19 protein-coding genes are annotated in these 21,006 nt (G+C 70.8%); 8 read left to right on the top strand and 11 right to left on the bottom strand.

The features are described from left to right. Nucleotides 1–13: 13 nt before the first annotated feature. Nucleotides 14–1,678: an alpha-amylase family glycosyl hydrolase gene (locus D7V80_RS09480; RefSeq protein ID WP_120587846.1), complete on the bottom strand. Its 1,665-nt coding sequence runs from the start codon at nucleotides 1,676–1,678 to the stop codon at nucleotides 14–16. 90 nt (nucleotides 1,679–1,768) lie between these two features. Here D7V80_RS09480 and D7V80_RS09475 point away from each other — a divergent pair, with 90 nt between their 5' ends. Together D7V80_RS09475 and D7V80_RS09470 are read left to right on the top strand one after the other, a co-directional pair. Next, complete coding sequence (locus D7V80_RS09475) at nucleotides 1,769–2,065, top strand: hypothetical protein (protein ID WP_233585232.1); 297 nt, start codon at nucleotides 1,769–1,771, stop codon at nucleotides 2,063–2,065. Between the two features lie 241 nt (nucleotides 2,066–2,306). Next, nucleotides 2,307–3,134, top strand: coding sequence for a hypothetical protein (locus tag D7V80_RS09470; protein WP_120587845.1), 828 nt, complete (start codon nucleotides 2,307–2,309; stop codon nucleotides 3,132–3,134). A gap of 46 nt (nucleotides 3,135–3,180) precedes the next feature. Here D7V80_RS09470 and D7V80_RS09465 read toward each other — a convergent pair whose 3' ends face one another. Next, nucleotides 3,181–5,013, bottom strand: a complete 1,833-nt coding sequence (locus D7V80_RS09465; RefSeq protein ID WP_199738464.1) for a metallophosphoesterase — start codon at nucleotides 5,011–5,013, stop codon at nucleotides 3,181–3,183. A gap of 169 nt (nucleotides 5,014–5,182) precedes the next feature. Between D7V80_RS09465 and D7V80_RS09460 the strand changes: the two genes are divergently transcribed. Together D7V80_RS09460 and D7V80_RS09455 are read left to right on the top strand one after the other, a co-directional pair. Then, on the top strand, nucleotides 5,183–5,638 hold the full coding sequence (locus D7V80_RS09460) for a thioesterase family protein (protein WP_120587859.1): 456 nt from the start codon (nucleotides 5,183–5,185) through the stop codon (nucleotides 5,636–5,638). A 91-nt stretch (nucleotides 5,639–5,729) separates the two neighbouring features. Beyond that, a complete protein-coding gene (locus D7V80_RS09455; RefSeq protein WP_120587844.1) occupies nucleotides 5,730–6,947 on the top strand; it encodes a GAF domain-containing sensor histidine kinase in 1,218 nt (405 codons plus the stop codon). Here the strand turns inward: D7V80_RS09455 and pfkB are convergent, their stop codons facing one another. Together pfkB and ptsP are read right to left on the bottom strand one after the other, a co-directional pair. After that, on the bottom strand, nucleotides 6,948–7,904 hold the full coding sequence (gene pfkB, locus D7V80_RS09450) for a 1-phosphofructokinase (protein ID WP_120587843.1): 957 nt from the start codon (nucleotides 7,902–7,904) through the stop codon (nucleotides 6,948–6,950). Then, complete coding sequence (gene ptsP, locus D7V80_RS09445; RefSeq protein ID WP_120587842.1) at nucleotides 7,901–10,396, bottom strand: phosphoenolpyruvate--protein phosphotransferase; 2,496 nt, start codon at nucleotides 10,394–10,396, stop codon at nucleotides 7,901–7,903. The genes pfkB and ptsP overlap by 4 nt, the downstream gene beginning before the upstream one ends. A 219-nt stretch (nucleotides 10,397–10,615) precedes the next feature. On the opposite strand from ptsP, the gene D7V80_RS09440 reads away from it, so the two are divergent. Further along, nucleotides 10,616–11,386, top strand: coding sequence for a bifunctional 2-polyprenyl-6-hydroxyphenol methylase/3-demethylubiquinol 3-O-methyltransferase UbiG (locus D7V80_RS09440; protein ID WP_120587841.1), 771 nt, complete (start codon nucleotides 10,616–10,618; stop codon nucleotides 11,384–11,386). 6 nt (nucleotides 11,387–11,392) lie between these two features. On the opposite strand, the gene D7V80_RS09435 is transcribed toward D7V80_RS09440, so the two are convergent. The 3 genes from D7V80_RS09435 to D7V80_RS09425 all read right to left on the bottom strand — a co-directional run bounded on the left by D7V80_RS09435 (nucleotide 11,393) and on the right by D7V80_RS09425 (nucleotide 13,969). Continuing rightward, nucleotides 11,393–11,638: a hypothetical protein gene (locus D7V80_RS09435; RefSeq protein WP_120587840.1), complete on the bottom strand. Its 246-nt coding sequence runs from the start codon at nucleotides 11,636–11,638 to the stop codon at nucleotides 11,393–11,395. 124 nt (nucleotides 11,639–11,762) lie between these two features. Then, the gene (locus D7V80_RS09430; protein WP_120587839.1) at nucleotides 11,763–12,896 is read right to left on the bottom strand and encodes a hypothetical protein; all 1,134 of its coding nucleotides are present in this window, start codon (nucleotides 12,894–12,896) and stop codon (nucleotides 11,763–11,765) included. A gap of 5 nt (nucleotides 12,897–12,901) precedes the next feature. Beyond that, nucleotides 12,902–13,969, bottom strand: coding sequence for a hypothetical protein (locus tag D7V80_RS09425; protein ID WP_199738462.1), 1,068 nt, complete (start codon nucleotides 13,967–13,969; stop codon nucleotides 12,902–12,904). 220 nt (nucleotides 13,970–14,189) lie between these two features. On the opposite strand from D7V80_RS09425, the gene D7V80_RS09420 reads away from it, so the two are divergent. Next, entirely contained in the window at nucleotides 14,190–14,564 is a 375-nt protein-coding gene (locus tag D7V80_RS09420; RefSeq protein ID WP_014393191.1) for a DUF962 domain-containing protein, read from the top strand. 22 nt (nucleotides 14,565–14,586) lie between these two features. On the opposite strand, the gene D7V80_RS09415 is transcribed toward D7V80_RS09420, so the two are convergent. Then, nucleotides 14,587–15,432 carry a pirin family protein gene (locus D7V80_RS09415; protein WP_120587838.1) on the bottom strand — a complete coding sequence of 282 codons (846 nt, stop codon included), beginning with the start codon at nucleotides 15,430–15,432 and terminating at the stop codon, nucleotides 14,587–14,589. Between the two features lie 21 nt (nucleotides 15,433–15,453). Beyond that, nucleotides 15,454–16,542 (bottom strand): alkene reductase, encoded by a 1,089-nt coding sequence (locus D7V80_RS09410; protein WP_120587837.1) that lies wholly within the window; start codon nucleotides 16,540–16,542, stop codon nucleotides 15,454–15,456. On the opposite strand from D7V80_RS09410, the gene D7V80_RS09405 reads away from it, so the two are divergent. Continuing rightward, nucleotides 16,541–17,563 (top strand): cupin domain-containing protein, encoded by a 1,023-nt coding sequence (locus tag D7V80_RS09405; protein WP_370452475.1) that lies wholly within the window; start codon nucleotides 16,541–16,543, stop codon nucleotides 17,561–17,563. The genes D7V80_RS09410 and D7V80_RS09405 overlap by 2 nt on opposite strands. A 35-nt stretch (nucleotides 17,564–17,598) precedes the next feature. On the opposite strand, the gene D7V80_RS09400 is transcribed toward D7V80_RS09405, so the two are convergent. Beyond that, nucleotides 17,599–18,660 (bottom strand): FadR/GntR family transcriptional regulator, encoded by a 1,062-nt coding sequence (locus tag D7V80_RS09400; protein WP_233585230.1) that lies wholly within the window; start codon nucleotides 18,658–18,660, stop codon nucleotides 17,599–17,601. 420 nt (nucleotides 18,661–19,080) lie between these two features. Further along, nucleotides 19,081–20,346 (bottom strand): Gfo/Idh/MocA family protein, encoded by a 1,266-nt coding sequence (locus tag D7V80_RS09395; RefSeq protein WP_120587834.1) that lies wholly within the window; start codon nucleotides 20,344–20,346, stop codon nucleotides 19,081–19,083. Nucleotides 20,347–20,479: 133 nt separating this feature from the next. Between D7V80_RS09395 and D7V80_RS09390 the strand changes: the two genes are divergently transcribed. Further along, complete coding sequence (locus D7V80_RS09390) at nucleotides 20,480–21,004, top strand: hypothetical protein (protein WP_120587833.1); 525 nt, start codon at nucleotides 20,480–20,482, stop codon at nucleotides 21,002–21,004. Nucleotides 21,005–21,006: the final 2 nt, after the last annotated feature.

Raw genomic sequence — 21,006 nt, 5'->3', positions numbered from 1 at the left:
TCAGGGACAGCCCCTAGCGCAGCCGCCAGATGCCCGTGGAGCGCGCCGGGATGCTGGCCTTCCACGCTCCCGTGCCTCCCGCGAGCTGCGTCACTCCGGGGTCCACGAACAGCGGCTCCGCCGTGGTGGCCTCCACGTCGAAGGGGCCCACCGACTCCTGCGTGGTGGAGAAGTTGTGGACCACCAGCACCTGCTCGTCGTCCAACGTCCTCACGAACGCGAGCGTCCGTGACACACCTGTCGTCGCCGTGAACAGCCGCAGGCCTCCGTTTCGCAACGCCTCCGAGCCCTGGCGCGCGTGGATGAGCGAGCGGTAGCGCGACAACAGTGACCCCGGGTTGCGCTGCTGCGCCTCCACGTTCGCCGTCTCCCTTCCGCTGGAGAACGCGTACCAGGGCGAGCCCGTGGTGAAGCCTCCTCCCGCCGCGGCGCTCCAGGGCATCGGCGTGCGCTTGGACTCGTCGTTGTTGGCGTTGCCGTTCCCCAGGCCCACCTCTTCGCCGTAGTAGAGGAACGGCGCTCCCGGCAGCGTCAGCAGCACCGCCGCCGCCAGCCCCAGCTTCGCCCCGTCGTTGGCGAACTGCGTCGCCAGCCGCACGTGGTCGTGGTTGGTGAGGAAGGGCGCGTCCGCCACGCCGGCCGGATAGTTGTTCTTCATCTCCAGCAGCTTCGCCGCCACGCCCCCGCCGTTGCCCGCGTGGATGCCTTCAATCAGCCGCGTGGACATGGGGAAGTTGAAGTTGAGCGGCAGCTCGTCCCCGCCCGGCAGCGTCGCCGTGGAGCCGTAGTACTTCGCCACCGAGGGTGTCTCGCTCCAGTTCTCGCCCACCAGCACCGCGTCCGGCTTCACCGAACGCACGTGCGCGGAGAACTCCTTCCAGAACGCGTGCGTCTCCGGCGTGTCCGCCTGCCCCGCGCCGCCGCCCGTCTCGATGAGGTAGCGCGCGGCATCCAGCCGGAAGCCGTCCACGCCGCGCTGGAGCCACAGCGTCGCCAGGCGCTTCATCTCCTCGCGCACCGCGGGCGTCTGCAGGTTCAGGTCCGGCATGCCTCCCCAGAAGGCGCCGTAGTACCAACCGCTGTCCTGCCGATGCCACGTGCTGGTTTGCGAGTAGAGGTCCCAGGGCTGCTTCCAGCCCGGGTCGCTCGCGCGCCACTGGTACCAGTCCCGCTTCGGCGACTGCGCCGAGGACGCCGAATCCACGAACCACGGATGCGCTGCGCTGGTGTGGTTGATGACGAAGTCGAGGATGACGCGCATGCCCCGGCGGTGCGCCTCGTCACACAGCCGCTGCAGGTCCTCCAGCGAGCCGTACGCCGTCTGGATGCGCTCGTAATCCGTCACGTCGTAGCCGTGGTAGCTGGGTGACGCGAACACCGGCATCAACCACAGCGCATCCACGCCCAGGTCGTCCGTCGTCGCCGGGTTGCCGTCGTTCAGGTAGTCCAGCCGCGAGATGAGCCCCGGCAGGTCTCCCACTCCGTCGCCGTTGGAGTCCTGGAAGCTGCGGACGAACACCTCGTAGAACACCGCGCCCCGGTACCACGCGTCTCCCGCAGGCGCGGCGAGCGTGATGCTTCCAGGCGCGGACGGAGCTGGCGCGGGCGTTGGCGAAGAACCGGCGCAAGCCGACAGCAGGGCCGCGCTGCAGAGTGAGAGTCCGCGGAGGGGGCGCATGGCGTCTTCCTCTAACAGCGAACGTTCCACGCGGGCCAGCGCCCCCCCCGGATGAAGCGCGCTCACCCGGACGGTAGGCTTGTGGCCAACATGTCTCACCCCTCGCGCCGCCTTCATTCCCTGCATATCCGGCAGGGGCACCCGGACTTCCTCGACCTTCCGTGGGAGCTGCCGCTGGAGGCGTGGACGGAGCGTTCACCGCGCGTGGTGGAGGTGCCGCGCGGTCTGTCCCGGCACGTGGTGGTGTTCGTCAGCTACGGCGCCACCATCTACGCCTTCAAGGAGACGCCCGCGCGCGTGGCGCAGCGCGAGTACGACCTCCGTGGTTCCTGTCCGAGCGCGCGAAGCGCGACGTGGGTCTGGACGCCGCCGTGCAGGACTACGTGACGCTCAGCCGCAAGCAGCCCGGCATCGCGCCGCTCCTGGAGGATGCGTCGCGGAAGACGACGGACCTGTAGCCCCGCGGGTCACAGAATCGCTGGGGCTGTGACACCCAATGCCACACATCCGTACCAGGGGGCCTGCTCCTGCGTTCCCAGGCGCACGGAGAGTCATTGGCATATCTGGTGAATGCGGGCGCTGGCCGTCTTCCTGGGATTTCCCCCGGAGCCTGTCAGGAGCACCCCCCATGCGTCTGTTCCGCCGTCTTGCCCACTCGGGTCTCGCCACGCTGTTCGTCCTGGCCCTTCCGCTCGCGCAGGCGCAGGCGCAGGACTGTGTCCAGTTCTCCGGGATGAAGCACTGCGCGACGGGCGCCGCGAAGCTGGTGGTGGAGGGCAAGGAACTGCTCGTCCAGTCCGCTGACACGTCCGGCAAGGACGGCGTGGTCGTGGACACCGCGCAGGCCAAGGGCTGGAGCGCGGCGCTAGCCCACGAGCCCTCCGGCGAGGCCCGGGAGACGACCGTCAAGACGGTCATCTCGGACGGCAAGGTGGTCGCCGCCTCCGTCGTCACGGAGACGTCTGAAGGGCAGGAGTTCGCGGCGAGCTTCGTGGACGCGAACGGCAAGCCGACCACCTACTCTGCGATGGTGTTCCGCGAGGGCCAGCTCGTGGCCTCCGTGAGCGGAATTTCCAGCGGCTCCGTGGGAGCCAGGTCCGTCGCGGGATTCGGCAAGAAGAGCTGCACCACCCTGACCTACAAGGCGTGCATGAAGCTGTGCCTGGGCGGTCCCATCGAATGCGCCTACTGCAAGGTCCCGTGCATCGGCAGCGTGAACCAGGAGGAGTGGGTGCTCAGCAACGGCAAGTATCCCTACCTCGACTTCTCGCTCCAGTCGCCCTTCGGCGCCTTCTCCGTGGGGGACGTCGCCAAGGCGGCTCCGCAGATCGTCGTGGGGGACCAGCTGGTGCTGATCTCCGACGTTCCGAGTGAGGGTGCCCAGGGCATCGACCAGGTGCTCGTGCAGAGCACGGCGAAGACGGTGTCGCTCTCCAACGAGACCGTGTCCCGGTAACCCGCTGTCCCGGCCGCCCTTCCGCCATGCACGCGGCGGGAGGGCGTCAACGGCAGACGCGGATGGGCGGCTCGATGAGGAACGGCTCGGTGGCGTTCGGGTCGTCCGGGTCGAACGCGGGCGACATGGGCCCCGCGCCGGTGGGCTTCCACTTGCGCGGCACGCGCTCCAGGCCCACGGGGTAGATGGTCAGCGCCCCGTCCTTGCCAATGCGCATGCGCAGGAAGTTCTTCCAATCCGGCAGCGCGAGCGACCCGAAGGCTTCATTGGAGTGCGCTCCAAAGAAGTTCACGCTCAGCCAGAGGTACAGGCCGGTGATGAACGGGCCCACGAGGAAGCCGCCCACGAAGGTGAACGCGGAGGAGAAGAAGAACTTGCCCGCGAGGTGCAGCCAGCCGTCCGCGCAGTGCGCGCCATCCGGTGACAGCACCGGACACACGCCCAGCTTGCTCACCGTGAAGTACGTGGCACCCCACGCGACGAAGAACGCCGCCACGATGTGCGCCACGCCGTGCAGGCTGCCCAGGAGCGCGCGCCATTTCCCCAGCGCCGCGTCCGCCAGCCCCGCGAGTCCTCCCACCGTCACCATGCCGAGGATGAGCGTCCACGGCCGGTTGACCATGCTGTTGGCCACCGCCGTCACCACCTCTGGCAGGCGGGAGATGCCCAGCGAGCCGACCTCCGCGTAGGCCGCCAGCGCGAGCAGCAGGTACCACAGGCCGGTGATGAGCCCGAACAGCGGGCTGTAGCGGATGAGGAACAGGTTCTTGCGCGCGAGCTTCCGGGACGTGGCTTCGTCCGGGAAGCTCTTGCGCAGCGTGGAGCCGTCGCGCAGCACCGGCGCCGCGGGCGCGTGCGTGGGGTGCATGAAGGCGCCGCCTCCGCCCGCGGTGATGCGGTGCTGGCCGGTGTCGTCCTCGTGCCGGCGGTAGTGGTGCAGGTCCCCCGCCAGGAACACGGCGATGCGCCGCCCGAGCACCTTCTCCTCCAGGTACTCCAGGTTGTTCTCCAGGTAGCTGCCCTTGGTGCGCCGCGCGGCCGCGGCCAGCACCCACGCCGGCTCCGCGTTGCAGAGGATGACGCGGTCGTCCGGGCCCATCTGCTCCGCGACCTGGCGGAAGTACTCCACCTGGGGCACGTCGATGTCGCTGTTGAGCTGCACGTCCGTGCCGATGAGCCACCAGTTCTTCGGCAGCTTCAGCGCGAAGTAGCTGCGGCTCTGCCGCGTGCGGCGCCCGGCCAGCCAGCGCTGCGCGCAGAACAACCGCATGAAGGCGGACAGGCCGTCATACCAGTCGTGATTGCCCGGGATGACGAACAGGTCCGGGTGGGGCGCCTGCGAGCGGCGCATGGCGGCCTCGTAGGGCTGCACGGTGCGCTTCTCGTACGTCTCGCGGCTGGCGCCCGGGTAGACCTCGTCACCGCCGAACACCAGCACGCGGCCTCGCGGCGTGACGTGCGCGGTCTTGCCGTCCTCTTCCGGCAGCCGCAGCTCCGGCAGCGCCAGCAGGCGCGCCACCGCGTAGGTGGAGTCCCAGCCGTCACCGATGTCGGAGACGTAGTCGAGCCAGAAGTCGCCGTCCGCGCCGGACTCCTCCGAATAGTCGAAGTAGGGCTGCTGCGGCCGCACCACCGCTTCGATGAGCCGGTGATCCGCGCGCGCGCCGAACACCGTGGCCACCACCGCGTCCAGGCCCGTGCGCAGCACCTGCCCGGGGTGCAGCCAGCGCACCATGTCCGCGTGCTTCTGGGGCCTGGTGGCCGTGGCGGTGCCGCGCTCGCGCACCAGGTGCGGCGGAGGCGTGGGGCCCGGCTCTTCCCAGGGCGCGGGCGGGTCGTAGCGGCGGTCCCCCTGGGGCCGCGTGGGCTCACCGGCCATCGCGGGGACCCCGGACGGCGGAGGGAAGGGATGGGACAGCGGCGGGCGGCGCCAGCGTGGACCGGAGAGCCATGGACCCCTGGCTTAGCATGCCTGCGCGGGACTCCTGGAGGGCAGGCAGGCGTGGTTTCCGTTCCCTGGCGGGATGGTCCCTGCGACCCTGGGGGGCATGTCGAACGCCTCCCTGAAGGACTTCCCCGTCGTCGTGAGCTTCCCGGTGCACTGGAGCGAGATGGACGCGTACGGGCACGTCAACAATGCCCGCACGTTCACCTGGTTCGAGTCCGCGCGCATCGCGTACATGGCCCGCATCGGGCTGGTGGGGCCGTCCGCCGCGGGCGCGGACACGACGATGGCGGACGGGGTGGGGCCCATCCTGGCCAACACGCACGCGGACTACCTCAAGCCGGTGGTGTTCCCGGTGAACCTGGTGGCGGGCGCGCGCGTCACGCGCGTGGGCAATTCCTCCATCACCTTCGAGCACGTGGTGGCGGGCGCGGACGACGGGGTGCTCTACACGCGCGGCGGCTCCATCGTCGTGACGCTGCGCTACGCCACGAATGAGAAGGTCCCGGTTCCGCCAGCGGTGCGTGCGGCCATCGAGAAGCTGGAGGGGAGAGGCTAGCCTGAGGGTATCGCTGGGTGGCAGTTGGCCTTGGTCCAGGGTCCAACAGCACCGGTGCCCGAGCGACGGGTACGCTGACGCGGAGCGACTCATGTCCCCCACTCCTTCCGCCCATCCCCACCCCCGCACCGCCAACCCCTTCACCGCGGACGTGGAGGCCGTAGGCCGCATCGACGCGGTGAAGACGGTGCTGCGCGTGCTGACGCGCACCACGGGGCTGCGCCTGGCGGTGGTGGCGCGCGTGACGCCGGAGTCGTGGACGTGCTGCGCGGTGCTGGACGAGATGGGCTTCGGGCTGAAGGCCGGAGACACGCTGGCCGTCAGCACCACGTTCTGCAACACGGTGCGGACCCTGGGGACCCCGCTGAAGGTGAACCGCGCGAGCACGGATCCGCGCTTCGCGGACCACCCCGCGCCGAAGATGTACAACGTGGAGAGCTACGTCGCGGTGCCGCTGTACCGGCGCAGCGGGGAGTTCTTCGGCGTGTTGTGCGCGCTGGATTCGAACCCGGCGGACCTCTCCGACGAGGTGCTGGAGACCTTCCGCCACCTGGGCGACCTGGTGGGCTACCAGCTGGAACAGGAGGAGACGCTGTCGGATCGCGACTCGCAGTTGATGGGCGCCCAGGAGGCGTCGGTCCTGCGCGAGCAGCTGATGGGCATTGTCAGCCACGACCTGCGCAACCCGCTCAACGCCATCTCGCTGGCGGCGGCGACGCTGATGCGCAGGACGGACCTGGATGACCGAGCGCGCCGGGGGCTGAGGCGCATCCTCGATTCATCGGACCGGGCGAACCGGCTCATCCGCGACCTGCTGGACTTCACCCACGTGCGCACGGGCATGGCCCTGCCGGTGAAGCCCCAGCCCATGAGCCTGCATGAAGTCGCCGAGCAGGTGGTGGACGAGGTGAGGCTCACCGCGCAGGGACGCTCGCTGGACCTGGTGTGCGAGGGCTGCGGGAAGGGGCGCTGGGATCCGGATCGCATCGCGCAGGTGCTGACCAACCTGCTCACCAACGCCGTGCAGTACAGCGAGCAGGATGCCTTGATTCGCGTGGAGGTGCGCGGGGACGAGCGGGAGGTGGTGCTGGCGGTGACGAACCCGGGGACGCCCATTCTGCCCGCGCTGCTGCCCGTGCTCTTCGAGCCGATGACCCGGGGCACCACCGAGGGCAGCGAGCACCGCAGCGTGGGGCTGGGGCTCTTCATCGTGAATCAGATCGTCCGCGCGCACGGCGGCGTGGTGGACGTGGTGTCCACCGCGGAAGCGGGCACCACCTTCCGCGTGCACCTGCCTCGCGGCTGTTGATCAGCCCGTGCCCAGCGGGTGCATCCGCACCGCGCAGAGCAGCTCCGCCACGCGCTCGGGTGCGGGTGGCACCGGGCCCACCTTCGCGAGCTTCGCCGCCGCGAAGGCCGTGCTCCTCCGGGCGCAGGTCTCCAGGTCGTGGCCTTCCAGCCTCGCCGCCAGCACTCCGGCAACCAGCGCGTCCCCCGCGCCCACCGTGCTCGCCACCTCCACGGGGGGCGGCAGGGCCCGCCAGGCGCCATCGTCCGACACGAAGACGGCGCCGTCCGCTCCCAGCGACACCACCACCAGCCCGATGCCTGTCGCGTGCAGCTCGCGTGCGGCTCGCGCGATGTCGCCCGCGTTCCTCAGGGGGCGTTCGACCAGCTCTTCCAGTTCGTGGGCGTTGGGCTTCACGAAGTCCGGCTTCGCGGCCACCGCGTGGCGCAGCGGCGCTCCGCTCGTGTCCACCGCCACCCGCGCGCCCCTGGCTCGCAAGCGCTCCGTCAGCGTGGCGTAGATGGACGCGGGCACTCCCGCCGGCACGCTGCCTGACAGCACGAAGCAGCAGTTCTCCTCCACGAGCGCATCCAACGTCGCCATCAGCGCGCCCAGGGCCTCCTCTGGCACGCGCAGGCCCGGCAGGTTCAGGTCCGTCACCGCGCCGCCCGTGCGGTCCACGACCTTGATGTTCACGCGGCTGGAGCCCGGCAGCCGGAGGCAGCGGTCCTGGATGCCTCGTTCGCGGAACAACGTCTCGAACAGCGGCACCGTGTCCTCGCCCAGGAAGCCCGTGGCCGTCACCGGCCTCGTGCCTTGCGTGAGGAACGCCGCCACGTTGATGCCCTTGCCTCCCGGCGTGCGCGTCTCCGCCACCACGCGGTTCACCGCGCCCGCCGTGAACCCCGGACACTCCAGCGTCTGGTCGATGGCCGCGTTCAACGTGACCGTCACCACGCCCGGCTTCGTCGGCCTCATGCCATTGCTTCCTTTCGCGCCAGCAGGTCGCGCACCAGGCCCCGCACCTCGGCGGCGCTGACGCACTCCAGCGCGCGCCGGGCCACCGCTTCCGCGTCCGCCATCGAGATGCCCCGCAGCAGCGCCTTCACCGCCGGGATGCTGGGGATGGCCACGCTCAGCTCCGTGACGCCCAGACCGGACAGCACCACCGCGCCGGACGGGTCGCCCGCGATGCCGCCGCACGCGCCCACCCAGATGCCCGCCCGCCTCGCCGCCTTCACGGTGAGGTCCACCATGCGCAACACCGCCGGGTGCAGCCCGTCCGCCTGGGACGCGAGCACCGGATGCCGCCGGTCCATCGCCAGCACGTACTGCGTCAGGTCATTGGTCCCGATGGAGAAGAACGACACGTCCCGCGCCAGCTGCTCCGCCATCATCACCGCCGAGGGCACTTCCATCATGATGCCCGTCTCCACCGGCTCCGCGCCCACCTCGCGGCGCACGGACTCGGTGATGGCGCGCGCCTTCGCCAGCTCCTCGGGCATCGCCACCATGGGATACATGATGCGGACCGGGCCCTCCTTCGACGCGCGCAGGATGGCGCGCAGCTGCGTGCGAAACAGGTCCTCCCGTTCGAAGCACAGCCGGATGCCGCGCACGCCCAGGAACGGGTTCGCCTCCGCCGGCAGCGACAGGTACGGCACGTGCTTGTCTCCGCCGATGTCCAGCGTGCGCAGGATGAGCGGCAGGCCGTTCAGCGCGCGCACCATGGAGCGGTACGCGAGGAATTGCTCCTCCTCGTCGGGCGGCTCGTCGCGCTGGAGGAAGAGGAACTCCGTGCGCATCAGGCCCACGCCCTCGCCGCCCGCGTCCACGGCCTTGCGCGCCTCCATCGCCTCGTTGATGTTCGCGGCCACCTCCATGCGCTTGCCGTCGAGCGTGATGGCGGGCCGGTAGCGCTCCAGCTTCTCCTGCTCGCGCTTCGTGCGGATCCGCTCGCGCTGGTGCGCGGCCTTCGCCCGGTCCCGCTCCGAAGGCCCCACGACGAGCACGCCCGCGTCCCCGTCCAGGATGCAGTGCTGCCCGTTGCGCAGGTCCATCACCGACGGCCCCACCGCCACCACCGCCGGCAGGTCCAACGAGCGCGCGATGATGGCCGTGTGCGACGTGGTGCCGCCGCTGGCCGTGCACAGGCCCAGGACCATGGCGGGGTCCAGCTTCGCGGTGTCCGACGGCGCCAGGTCCTCCGCCAGCAGCACCACGGGGTGGTCCGGGAAGATGGGCTCGACCTCCAGCACCCTGGCCAGGGGCCGCAGGACGCGCAGCCCCACATCCCGCAGGTCCGCGGCCCGGGCGGCCATCACCGGCTCGTCCAGCAGGGCCAGTCCCTCCGCGCGGCTCTCGAAGACGCGGCGCCAGGACGCGCCCGCGCTCAGGCCAATGTCGATGAGGCCATGCGACTCCGACAGCATCTCCGGGTCGTCCAGCAGCTCCAGGTGCGCCTTGAAGATGGCGGCCCGCTGCGCTCCCGCCTTCAGCAGGAAGCCCTCGTGCAGCTGGCGCAGCTCCGCCGCGGCTCCGGCCAGCGCCTCGTCCAGCAGCTGGTGTTCCCGCGCGGCGTCGGCGGCCCACTCCTCCACCTCCAGCCGCTGGCGCTGGAAGGCCCACACGGGCCCGGCCGCGATGCCCGGTGACGCGGACAGGCCCGCGACCAGCGTCCCCTCGTAGTCGAGCGCGACGGAGGGCAGCGGAGACGTCCTGGGAGCGGCGGGAGCGGCTTCGCCCAGGCTCGCGTCGAAGGCATCGCGCAGCGCGAGGAGCACCGCGTCCGCGTCGTCCCCCGCCGCGGTGAGCGTCAGCGTCGTGCCGCCCCCGGCCCCCAGGCGCAGGAGCGACAGGAGGCTGCGGGCGTTCGCCTGCCGCCCCTCGTGGTGGACGGTGACGTCGGCGCGGAAGCGGCGCACCACCTCCACCAGCACGGTGGCGGGGCGCGCGTGCAGGCCGTACGGCGGAGGGGACAGGACCTGGAGCGAGTGGCCGTCGAGCACGGGGGCGGCGCGGGGCTCCGGCCCGGCGTCGGCGCTGGGGCCGTTGAGCGCCTGGATGATGGCGGCCGCGTCCAGGGTGGAAGCGAGGGCCACGGCCCGGGCCTCGTCGTCCAGCACGCCGGTGAGGTTGGCGAGCACCTGGAGGTGTTCGTCGGACCTCGCGGCGATGCCCACCACGAGGTGCGCATGGCCGTCCTCGCTCCAGACGACCCCGGCGGGGAACTGCACCACGACGACGCCCGTCTGGAGCACGAGGTGGCGCGCCTCCGGCAGGCCGTGCGGAATGGCGATGCCGTGGCCGAGGAACGTGGCGGACGCCTGCTCGCGCTTGAGCATGCTGTCGACGTAGCCGGGCGAGATGAAGCCCGACTCCACCATCACCTGTCCGACCAGGCGGATGGCCTCCGCCTTGTTCGTGGCGGACCATCCCAGGCGGACCTGTGAGGGCGTCAACGACAGCATCGGTGCTCCTTCCTCAGGTGCGCGCGAGCTTCACGCGGGGAACGACGGTGCATCCTGCCCGGTGTCGTCCGCACACGCCCGCGCGGGCCTCCCGAGCCCCGTCTTCCGGGTAACAACCCACAGAGGAGAAGACCTCCCGCCCGAGACATGACGGCCAGGCGACGTCCCGCATCCACGCGCGTGACGGCTCGCATGGGGGTGTTAAAGGAGGAAGCCGTCATGTCTGACAGCGTCCTGGACTTCTACGAAGGGCTGGCCGAGGAGTACCACCTGCTCTTCGCGGACTGGGAGCAGTCGGTGGACCGGCAGGGCGCGGTGCTGGATGCGCTGCTGCGCCGCTCGGGCGCACCGCCGCCGCGCCGGGTGCTGGACTGCGCGTGCGGCATCGGCACGCAGGCGCTGGGGCTGGCGTCGCGGGGCTATTCCGTGCACGCCACGGACCTGAGTCCTTCGGCCGTGGCGCGCGCGGAGCGGGAAGCCCGCGCCATGCACGTGAGCATCACCACCGGCGTGGCGGACATGCGGATGCTGGACTGGCAGGTGCCGGGCACCTTCCACGTGGTGATGTCCTGCGACAACGCGATGGCGCACCTCCTGGAGGACTCGGACCTGGACGACGCCGCGACCGCGATGGCGTCGCGCCTGGTTCCCGGGGGGCTGCTGGTGGCGAGCCTGCGCGACCACTCGGCGCTCCTGGAGAAGCGGCCGCGCTTCACGGCGGAGCGCGTGCTGGACACGCCGCTGGGGCGCCGCGTGCTGTTCCAGGTCTGGGATTGGGCGGTGGATGAAAGGCAGTACACGGTGCGCCAGTTCATCCTGCGCCAGGAGTCCGGCGTCTGGCACACCACCGAGCACACCGGCGTCTACCGCCTGCTGCAACCCGTGGAGCTGGAGCAGGCGCTCACCCGCGCGGGGCTGGTGGATCCGCGCTGGTACACGCCGGAGGAGACGGGCTTCAACCAGCCGCTCATCACCGCGCGGAAGCCCTGAGCCGCATCACGCGCGCGAGGTTCGCGAAGTGCTCCGGGCCGCCAGCGCTTCGTGCCACCACGACTCCAGCTCCGCGAGCACGAACGGCGCCGCGTGACGGTGCGCCGTGGCCGCGGCCTTCCACCACACGCGGGCCATGTGCTCCCCGGCGCGCAGCGTGTCCATCAGGTGCAGGGGCGGTAGCAGCGCGAGCAGCAGGTAGAACGCCAGCAGCCAGCCCAGACCCTCCCGGAGGAACGGCGCAATCGGCACCGGCTCCCGGGAAGGAGCCTCGGCGCGTGCGTCAGGGTTCCCTTGTCCATGCGGCGGTCGGTCCACGGCATCCCTCCTGACGACAGTTGTAGTCAGGAGCGATATGCCATGGCTACAGTTGTAGTCAAGAGGCCTTGTCGCGGGGCAGGGCCCAGACGTCTTCCGCGGGCCGGTAGGCGCGGGCGTCCTTGCCGGCGGTGCCGTGGGCCTTGGTGTCGAGCAGGCCCGCGTGCCAGAGGTTCTGTTTGAGTTTGAAGACGGTGGACGGGTTGATGTCCGGTCCTCGCAGCCCGGGCTTCAGTGTCCCGGAGGGGTCCGCGAGGAAGAGGGCTGTCGCCAGCGCCGGGTCGTCATGGCCCGCCGCCACGGCCAGCTCCGGCAGCGTGAGGCTTCCGCCGTGGTCCGCGAGCGTCCGGTGGATGAGGCGCACCGCGGGCTGACGGATGAGGACGAAGCGCGCCACGGCGGCGAAGGCCGCGTGCACGTCCAGCAGGCGCTTGCGCTTGTCGTAGCGGGTGTCGGGGTCGAACTGGAGCGCGGCCAGGAGGTCCGCCACGGTGCGGCCTTCGAGCGTGGGCTTCCAGTCCAGGTCCAGCAGCCCGAGCGTGTTGGCGCCCGTGGCCGCGTGGCGCCGCGAGCTGTCGCTCCCCAGGTCCTTCCAGTGCGCAGCGAGCGACTTGATCAGCTCCCCGGCAGGGGCACCCCGGTCCGCGAGGAACGCGGCGGCGAGGTAGTTGAGCGGATGGTTGAGCTGGAGGCTGCGCGCGGCGGGAACGCCTTCGAGCAGCGAGGAGGCCTGACTGACGGCGCGGGGCAGCGGAGTAGGGTCCGCGGGCGGAAGGACCTCCACCCAGTGCTTCGCGTCCCGGGCGAGGATTCCGACTCCGATGCTGCGCGCCTGGTTCAGGGTGGGGGCGCGGAGGTCGGCGGCGGAGGCCGGCAGCGCGAGGTACGCGTGATGGACGCCCGCGCGGTAGCTGTGCGCCTGGCCCAGGCCCTGGACCCAATCCCTTTCAGAGGCCTTCACCTCGATGCCCGTGACGAGGACGCCTTCGGGCCGCGCCACGCTGCACAGGATGTCCGGCCGGGTGCCCTCCAGCGTGAGCCGCGTCATGGGCTCCAGGTCCCGGGCGAACGGGCTGCGGACATACGAGGGATGCGCATCCACCAGCAGGTGCAGGACGCGCGATTTGCGCAGCCCATGCGTGAGCAGGTGGTGCTTCAGCTCGCGGACGACCCTGGCTTCGGCGTGGGGCATGCGGCTCAGGTGCGCTTCGCGTCCGCGGGGGCGTTGGGGTGGCGCGCGAGCATCATGCGCAGCTGGGGCTGACGGCGGACCAGCTCCTGCTTGAGCAGGTGCGCGATGAGCGCGGGCGGCGCGGCGCTCCAGCGCGCGATGTTCTGCACCAGCATGGGTGAGCGGTACGTGCGGCCGCACAAGAGCGACGTCGTCTTGCCGTCCACCGGCATGCCCACGAGCGCGCCCAGGGCCCGGCCTTCCGTGTTGAGGATGAGCTCCGCCTTCTCTTCGGATGGGCCGGTGGAGAAGCGCTGGCGCAACAGCTCGCGCGCGGTGCGGCGGGTCTGCTCCGGCACGTCCCGGTCCACCGTGAGCTTGTGGTGCTCCATCAGCCGGCGCATCGCCCACAGGCGGCGGAAGAGGGCCGCCGGCAGCTGCGGGTTGCGCACGAGGAAGCGGCGCACGCCTGTGTCCGCGGCGAAGGCGGCTCGGGCCACCAGCGCCTCCAGGCCCACGGGGTTGCGGTGGTGCCTCGCGATGAGGCGCGCGTGCGCGAGGCCCACGCGCGAGTTCTCCAGCACGGCCTTGATGACGGCGGGCACCGGGTCGAAGCACAGCGCGGACAGCTCCGGGTCCTCCGCTCCATGCGCGAGCGCCACCCGCTGGTCCTCCGGCAGCGCGTGCAGCCGCGTCTCGAAGAGCTTGCGGTAGTCGCCCTGGACCGTTTCGGGCACGTCGTCCACGGGGCCGGCTTCGTCGTCCGCGCTGTCCGTGGCCTCTGCCTCCGGCAGTGGTTCCGTGTCGCTCGCGTCGAGTGACGGCGCGCGAGGTTCCGTGGACGGGGCCGGCGCCGCCTCCGGCCGCACCGTGTTCACGGGACCCACGGCCTCCGTGCCCGGGAGCAGTGCTCCCTGGGACACCAGCCTCGTGAGGATGTCTCGCAGCTTGTCTGGCGGGAACCCCGTCAGCGCGGGCAGGTCCTTCTCGCGCGTGTGGCCGTCCAGCCGCGACAGCACGAAGCCCTCCTCCGCGTTCAGCGGGAGCCGCCGCAGGTCCACCGCCGGGTTCAGCTTGGGCGTCCAGTCACTCATGCGCGCCCACGAGTCTTTCACGACACGCGCGGTTCGCGCCTCTCTCCGTCCAGGCCGTCCGCACCGGATTGTTCCCGGTCCGTCCAAAAACGACGGGCCGCGTCGAGGACCGCTCGGCTGCCCCCCTGCCCACGGTCCGGAGCCGGGCGGTGTCGCAGCCGGCACGAAGAGGGCCCACATGGGTTGACGAGAGGCGGGCAGCTGGACACAACTTCACTTCATGTCCGACCGCATCCAGACCTATGGCGAGTTCTGGCCGTTCTACCTGCGCGAGCACTCGCAGGCGTCGACGCGCTGGCTGCACTTCGCCGGCACCAGCCTGGGCGTGGGCCTGGGCATCACCGCCGCCGTCACCGGACGCGGCGCGCTGATTCCCGCAGCCCTGGTGTGCGCCTACGGCTTCGCGTGGGCCAGCCACTTCAAGATCGAGCACAACCGCCCCGCGACCTTCAAGTACCCGCTCTGGTCGCTCATCTCCGACTTCCGCATGGCCGGGCTGATGCTGATGGGCCAGCTGGGCCCGCACCTGGAGCGCGCGAACTCCGGCGCGACGGCCGCCGCCACCCTGGCGCCGGCCCCCGTCGAGAGCCGCTGACGCTCGCGGCTCCTCGGGTCCGCTACCTCGGCGGTGGCGGGCCGAAGCGGCCCGCGCGGTATCCCGCGAAGGACCTCAGGATGTCGTCCTGGGTGTCCCCGATGAACGGCCCGTGGCTCACCAGCGGCTCGCGCTGCGGCTGACCCGCGTACAGCAGCACCCGCGCCCGCGTCGTCCCCGTGAGGCGGACGGTGCTGTCGCCTCCCGACACCGGACGGTCCAGCCAGCCCACCTGCCCGGGCTTCAGCGCCCGGCGGTCCGGCCCCACCGCGACCTCTCCCTCCAGCACGTAGAAGAAGCCGTTGTACGAAGCGGGCAGGTCCTGCGCGATGGACGCGCCCGGCTCGAACACGAACTCCGCCAGCGTGACGGGCACGTAGTTCTTCGTCGCCGACCGCACCGTCCCCGACGTGCCGCTGTAGAGGCGCACCTCCACGCCCGGCTCGCGCCGCACCGGCAGCTGCGCGTACGGCAGGTCCTGGTAGCCCGCGGGCACCCAGCGCTGCGCCTTCGGCAACGTGAGCCAGAGCTGGAGGATGCGCGCCTGGCCCAGGTCGCCCTCCAGTCCCTCGCCGTGGATGACGCCGCTGCCGGCCGTCATCCACTGCACGTCGCCTTCACCCAGGCTGCCGCTGTCGTGGGTCATCCCGCCCTTCACCACGAGGGTCACCGTCTCGAAGCCCGCGTGCGGATGCGGCCCGCCGATGGGCTTGCCGTCGATGCGGTCGTCCATCAACAGGATGAACGGATCCGACCGCGCGTAGTCCTCCGGTGAGATGACCGGCACCACCGTGTGCGCGGGCCCGAACTGCCCCTGCGTGGGCTCGGGCAGGTCGATGATTCGCTCCAGTCTTCGCTGCGTGCTCATGACGGTTCCCTCCTGTTCGGCTCAGCCCAGCGCCGGGTAGCTCGTGAAGCCGTTCTCCTCGCCCTGGAAGAAGGTCGACGCATCCGGCGTGTTGAGCGGAGCGGACCGGCGGAAGCGCTCCGGCAGGTCCGGGTTGGCGAGGAACGGCACGCCGTACGCCACGAGGTCCGCCTCGCCGCGCTCGATGACCGCTTCACCGGCCTGCGCGTCGTAGCCGCCGTTGGCGATGATGACGCCCGGGAAGGCCTTGCGGATCGCCGGGGTGATGCGCTGCTCGGGCGCCGGAGCGGCGGGGCCCGTGACGAGCTCGGTCACGTGCAGGTAGCCCAGGCCCAGCTTGCCCAGCTCCCTCGCGATGTACGTGAAGGTCTCGGTGGGCGTGGAGTCGTGCATGCCCGTGTACGGGAAGTTCTGCGGGAAGAGCCGGTAGCCCACGCGGTCCGCGCCGAACACCTCCGCCACCGCCCGCGCCGCCTCCAGCGGGAGGCGCGCACGGTTCTCGATGCTGCCGCCGTACGCGTCCGTGCGCTGGTTGGAGCCGTCCCGCAGGAACTGGTCCAGCAGGTAGCCGTTGCTGCCGTGCAGCTCCGCGCCGTCGAAGCCGGCCTCCTTCGCGTTGCGAGCGGCCTGCCGGAACTGCTCGACGATGCCGGGAAGCTCATGCGTCTCCAGGGCCCGGGGCACCACCGCGCGCTTCTTGCCCTGGAACGTGAAGACCTCCTGCTCCACCGCGATGGCGGAGGGCGCCACCGGCAGCTCGCCGCCATGGAAGTCCGGGTGCGAGACGCGCCCCACGTGCCACAGCTGCGCGAAGATGAGGCCGCCCGCCGCGTGGACCGCGTCCGTCACCTTCTTCCAGCCCGCCACCTGCTCCGGCGAGTGGATGCCCGGCGTGCGGATGTACCCGACGCCCTGGGGGCTGACCTGGGTGCCCTCGGAGACGATGAGGCCCGCGGACGCCCGCTGCGCGTAATAGGTCACCGCCAGCGGGTTGGGGACGTTGCCGTCCGCCAGCGCCCGGCTGCGGGTCATGGGGGCCATCACCAGCCGGTTCTTCAGTTCGAGCCGGCCCAGGCGGACGGGGGAGAGGAGCTTGAGTGTATTTGCCATGGCCGTTGAATGCTCCAGGCGCTATGGACGTTCCATGGCATCCAGTCCAAATAAATTGACCGATCGTCCAGACGCTCTGGAGCCCCAGGGAGCGGATGTCCTGGCGGAGGTGTTGGACACCCTGCGCCTTTCCACCCGGATGCACGGCCGCTTCGAGCTGTTCGCGCCGTGGGGGCTCCAGTTCGGGACGTCCCCGGGCGCGCACATCATCCTGGTCGCGCGCGGTGGGGCCCGGCTGGAGGTGGAGGGCGTTCCGGGAGCCCTGGTGCTGAGCGCGGGGGACCTGGCGGTGCTGCCGCATGGCGGTGGCCACACGCTGCGCGACGCGGAGGACAGCCCCGTGCATGTCCTGGAGCACGGGGCCTGTGCGAACGCCCGTGGCAAGGGCTCCATCCGGCTGGGCGGCGACGGCGAGCGGACGACGCTGGTGGCGGCGTCGTTCCAGCTGGGCGTCGCGCCGCGCACGCTCCTCTTCAAGGAACTGCCCCGCGTCATCCACCTGGCCGCGGACGACGCGGAGACGGCGCCGTCCCTGGCGTCCACGGTGCAGCTGCTGCTGACGGAGAGCGCGTCGTCGCATCCGGGCGCCACCGTCATCATGAGCCGGCTCGCGGACATCCTGCTGGTGCAGGCCCTGCGGGCGCACATCATGAAGTCGGAGGGGTCGTGCCGGGAGAGCGGGCTGCGGGCGCTGGCGGATCCGCAGATTGGCAAGGCGCTCGCGCTCATCCACGAGCGCCTCGAGGAGCCCTGGACGGTGGAGAGCCTCGCGTCCGCCGTGGCCCTGTCGCGGTCCGGCTTCGCCGCGCGCTTCAGCGAGCTCGTGGGGGAGCCGCCGCTGGAGTACCTGGTGGGATGGCGGATGATCAAGGCGGCCCAGCTCCTGCGCGAAAGCGAGCTGCCCCTGAGCGAGGTCGCTCCGGCCATCGGCTACCAGAGCGAGGCGTCCTTCAACCGGGCCTTCAAGCGCTGGGACGGGACTGCTCCCGGTGCGTACCGGCGCAGCCACCGCCGGGCGTGAGTCAGTCATTAGAGGTCCGTTGGAGGCGCGACGCCTCAACCTGACCGACAGTCGAACAGGTCTTCCAAGGCCACATCGGGCACGCTCTTCTCAGTGAATTCCCCTCGGAGCTCGCAGGTGGAGCGTCCCAGCGCGGCTGGAGACGGTGGCTGCCCGTTGTTCGGCTTCACGAGGAGGGCCTCCGGTGTCGTGTCCTGCTCCGCTGTCGACACGGGGCCGTCGAATCCATGCTCCTCCACGCAGTGGTGTGTCTTCAACGACTCGTCCTGCCCAGGGGCTGCCATGGGAGCGCCGAAGTCACGTTCCTCCGTGCAGGGGCGTGTCTCTGGCGCGGAGTCCTGCGTGGTTGATGACGCGGGGGGAACGTGGGCCTCGGGTGATGCCTGCTCCTTGGCCGCGGGGGCAAAGGCGTCCAGCACCCGCTCGTCGCACGCCTTCAGCAGCGCTGGCAGCTCGTTTTGAAGTGCCTGCATGTCGCGCTCGCGCAGGATCGCCATCACGCGGAAGGCCCACTCGCGCAGCGCCTCTCCGCCCAGATGCGGCAGCAGTTGGGCGGCTCCTCCCAGGAATGCCCGCTGCAGGGACTGAACGAGGAGCACGTGTCCGGGCCGCGCCGCCACCCGAGCGGCCTGCCGCAGCAACTCGAATTCCGCCTGCGCACAGGCTTCCCCCGACTCCCAGCGCGCCGCGTCCTGAAGCCGGAAGCACGCGCTCCCCAGCCGGTCCAGGTCGAGGTCCGAAGCCTTCTCGCAACAGTCGGCCAGAAGCTCCACCAGCACCTGACGCTTGAGGCTGAAGTAGCCCTCCAGAAGCCACCGGGCATCCGGATTGCCCACGTCATGCAGCGCCAGGCCCAGGTTCTCCAGCGTCAGCGACTCATCCAGCGGCACCGCGCGCGTCTTGCGTCCGGGGCGCTGCACCACCAGGCCTCGCGCCGCCAGCCGTCGCAGCGCCTCTCGGATGGTGCCCCGGCATACCTCATAGCGACGCGCCAGCTTCGCTTCCGAGCCGAACCTCCCGCTCGGGTGCAGCCGCCCCAGCGCGATATCGCGCTCGATTTGTGCCTCCACATAGGCCACGAGTCCTCGCCGTTCCATCCCCACGCCCCTTCCTCGTCCCAGCATGGCCATCCAACCACAGGGGTCTGACATGGACGTGCGCGCCTGCCGAGCCAGCGCGCCCCCGGGCGGCATGGGGCGAAAACCTGTCCGACAGTCGGACAGGTTTTGAGTCAACCGGGCCCGGGCGGGCGCCTCCATCCGCGCTCCACGTTGGCGTTCTCGCACGCGCGAGGTCGCGCTCCTGCCAGACCGGCGTGGACTCGGGGACATGCGGTGGAACCCCTGTTCGACAGTCGGGCAGGTTTTGAGGCAACCGGGCCCGGGCAGATGCCGCTGCTCGGTTCCCGCCTTGCCGCCCGTGCACGCACCCATCGCAGCGCTCCGTGAGGCGTGCATTCTGGCGGAGGACTTCGGGGCACGGGACTGGGTCACGGGCCGCTGGCCGCCTGCGTGGGCTCAGCTTTCTTCCTTGGGAGGTGGGCCGCGGAAGGCATCCAGCTTCTTCGGCGCCTCCAGCTTCACCGCCTTGCCCTCCTGCGCGGAGCGGTAGAGCGCTTCGATGATGCGCATGTCCGCGAGCCCCTCCTCGCCCGGCGTGTGCGGGACGACGTTCTCCTGCACGCAGCGCGAGAAGTGATCCATCTCCCGGGCGAACTGGCTGGGCTGGCTGAAGCTGCGCTCCACCGTGTCGTCCGCCTTGGGGAAGTTCTTGGACTTCATGCCCACGCGCAGGCGCAGCCCGCTGTAGGAGAAGCCGGGGTCCATGGAGGCCCAGCCGTCCGTGCCCATCAGCCGCAGGTCCTTCGTCTCGTGCGTGCTGTAGTGGCTGGTGCAGTGCGCCTGGAAGCCGGAGGGGAAGCGCAGGTGGAAGGCAAAGGACTCCTCCACCTCCTTGAAGCGCGGGTCATTGGGAATGCTGTAGCTGAAGCCCTGCACCTCCGTGGGCTCCTCGCCGCTGAAGTAGCGCGCGGCGGAGAGGCAGTAGATGCCCACGTCCGGCAGCGCGCCTCCGCCCGCCAGGGCCTTCTTGTGGCGCCACTGGTTGGGCTCGCCCTGGTTCTGGCCGTTGTTCGCCGTGAAGAGCTTGAGCGTGCCCAGTTCCTTGTTGCGCGCCATCTGGATGACCGCGCGGTGGTGCGGTTCGTATTGGAGGCGGTAGGCGATGCCCAGCTTGCGGTCGGCCTTCTTGCAGGCGTCGATCATCTGCTGGCACTCGGCCGAGGTGTTGGCCATGGGCTTCTCGCAGAAGACGTGCTTGCCCGCCTGCGCCGCGCGCACGGTGAACTCCGCGTGCATGCTGTTGGGCAGGACGATGTAGACGGCCTGCACATCTGGATTGTCTTTGATCTGATCAAACGACTTGTAGTCGTAGAGGCCTTTGTCCGGGACGCCGTACTGCTTCGCGATGGCCTGCGCCTTCGCGCGGTCGCCGCTCACCAGCGCCACGAGCCTGCCTCGCTTCATCTGTCCGAAGGCGGGGAGGAGCTCTTCCAATGACAGATGGCCCAGGCCGACGACGGCCCAGCCCACGCGCTCGGATTCGGGCTGGGGGTTGGGCGGGCCGGGGCGCTCGCGTTCTGTCTTCGCGTAGGTGTCCGGCAGCTTCACCTGCGGCGCGGTGGCGGCGAGCACCGGAGGCATCCATGCGCTCGCGGTGAGGAGTCCCCCCGTGGCTCCCAGCATGCGCCTGCGGGTCCACAGCCAGGGTGAGTCGTCCATCATTCGCGGGCCTCCTGGTGTCGGTGCTTGAAGCTGCTGGAATCCAAGCGCCGGATGGGACGAGAGGGGTGGGCTTCGCTCGGCCCGACGTGGGGGGCTGTTGGAAACAGGATCGAGGCGGCGTGTGCTTCCACCCATGACGACCTCTCCTGAACAGCGCGGTGATGCCGCGTCCTTCGCCTCCTATTTCGCCGGCCGCGCTGTCGCCGAGCGCGGCTTCGTGTGGGGCGCCCCCGACGGAGCCCAGGCCCTGGCGGAGGCCACGGACGTGGTGGTGCACCGGTGGGACGCACGCGGTCTGAAGCTGGCGTGCATGGTGGACCGCGCGCGGGACCCGGCGCGGCGCTTCGCCCTGACGCGTGAAGAGGTGACGGCGCTGGCTTTGCGCTGCCTCGATGCCGGCGCGGCGCGCTCTCCCACGCGGCGTGCGTCCATTGAGGTGTTCGAGCTGGGCAAGCCGCCCACTCCCGAGGACCGGGCGCGGCTGGGGCCGCTGCGCAGGGCCTCGGGCGCGGAGGGTGTCGACATCACGCCGTGGATCCTCGACCCGTCCACCGGAGCCCTCTGGTCCGGGGCTCCGCTGGGCGGCTTCTTCGTCGGACGGCGCTTCTTCCAGGAGGTGATGCGCGGCCACTCCGCCGCGCACCGGCCTCCCGTGTAGCT

The sequence above is a fragment of the Corallococcus sp. CA054B genome (assembly GCF_003611625.1).
Taxonomy (GTDB): Bacteria; Myxococcota; Myxococcia; order Myxococcales; family Myxococcaceae; genus Corallococcus; species Corallococcus coralloides.
Note: the sequence above shows the minus strand (reverse complement) of the source record. Positions and strands in the feature narration are given on the sequence as shown.

What these genes read in the sequence shown, in the direction of transcription:
- D7V80_RS09475 (WP_233585232.1), top strand. Translation starts at nt 1,769, where the DNA reads ATGTCTCACCCCTCGCGCCGCCTTCATTCCCTGCATATCCGGCAGGGG.
- D7V80_RS09415 (WP_120587838.1), bottom strand. Translation starts at nt 15,432, where the DNA reads ATGAGCACGCAGCGAAGACTGGAGCGAATCATCGACCTGCCCGAGCCC.
- D7V80_RS09395 (WP_120587834.1), bottom strand. Translation starts at nt 20,346, where the DNA reads ATGATGGACGACTCACCCTGGCTGTGGACCCGCAGGCGCATGCTGGGA.
- D7V80_RS09470 (WP_120587845.1), top strand. Translation starts at nt 2,307, where the DNA reads ATGCGTCTGTTCCGCCGTCTTGCCCACTCGGGTCTCGCCACGCTGTTC.
- ptsP (WP_120587842.1), bottom strand. Translation starts at nt 10,396, where the DNA reads ATGCTGTCGTTGACGCCCTCACAGGTCCGCCTGGGATGGTCCGCCACG.
- D7V80_RS09400 (WP_233585230.1), bottom strand. Translation starts at nt 18,660, where the DNA reads ATGGAACGGCGAGGACTCGTGGCCTATGTGGAGGCACAAATCGAGCGC.
- pfkB (WP_120587843.1), bottom strand. Translation starts at nt 7,904, where the DNA reads ATGAGGCCGACGAAGCCGGGCGTGGTGACGGTCACGTTGAACGCGGCC.
- D7V80_RS09430 (WP_120587839.1), bottom strand. Translation starts at nt 12,896, where the DNA reads ATGCCCCACGCCGAAGCCAGGGTCGTCCGCGAGCTGAAGCACCACCTG.
- D7V80_RS09405 (WP_370452475.1), top strand. Translation starts at nt 16,541, where the DNA reads ATGGCCGTTGAATGCTCCAGGCGCTATGGACGTTCCATGGCATCCAGT.
- D7V80_RS09425 (WP_199738462.1), bottom strand. Translation starts at nt 13,969, where the DNA reads ATGAGTGACTGGACGCCCAAGCTGAACCCGGCGGTGGACCTGCGGCGG.
- D7V80_RS09455 (WP_120587844.1), top strand. Translation starts at nt 5,730, where the DNA reads ATGTCCCCCACTCCTTCCGCCCATCCCCACCCCCGCACCGCCAACCCC.
- D7V80_RS09460 (WP_120587859.1), top strand. Translation starts at nt 5,183, where the DNA reads ATGTCGAACGCCTCCCTGAAGGACTTCCCCGTCGTCGTGAGCTTCCCG.
- D7V80_RS09390 (WP_120587833.1), top strand. Translation starts at nt 20,480, where the DNA reads ATGACGACCTCTCCTGAACAGCGCGGTGATGCCGCGTCCTTCGCCTCC.
- D7V80_RS09440 (WP_120587841.1), top strand. Translation starts at nt 10,616, where the DNA reads ATGTCTGACAGCGTCCTGGACTTCTACGAAGGGCTGGCCGAGGAGTAC.
- D7V80_RS09480 (WP_120587846.1), bottom strand. Translation starts at nt 1,678, where the DNA reads ATGCGCCCCCTCCGCGGACTCTCACTCTGCAGCGCGGCCCTGCTGTCG.
- D7V80_RS09465 (WP_199738464.1), bottom strand. Translation starts at nt 5,013, where the DNA reads ATGGCCGGTGAGCCCACGCGGCCCCAGGGGGACCGCCGCTACGACCCG.
- D7V80_RS09420 (WP_014393191.1), top strand. Translation starts at nt 14,190, where the DNA reads ATGTCCGACCGCATCCAGACCTATGGCGAGTTCTGGCCGTTCTACCTG.
- D7V80_RS09410 (WP_120587837.1), bottom strand. Translation starts at nt 16,542, where the DNA reads ATGGCAAATACACTCAAGCTCCTCTCCCCCGTCCGCCTGGGCCGGCTC.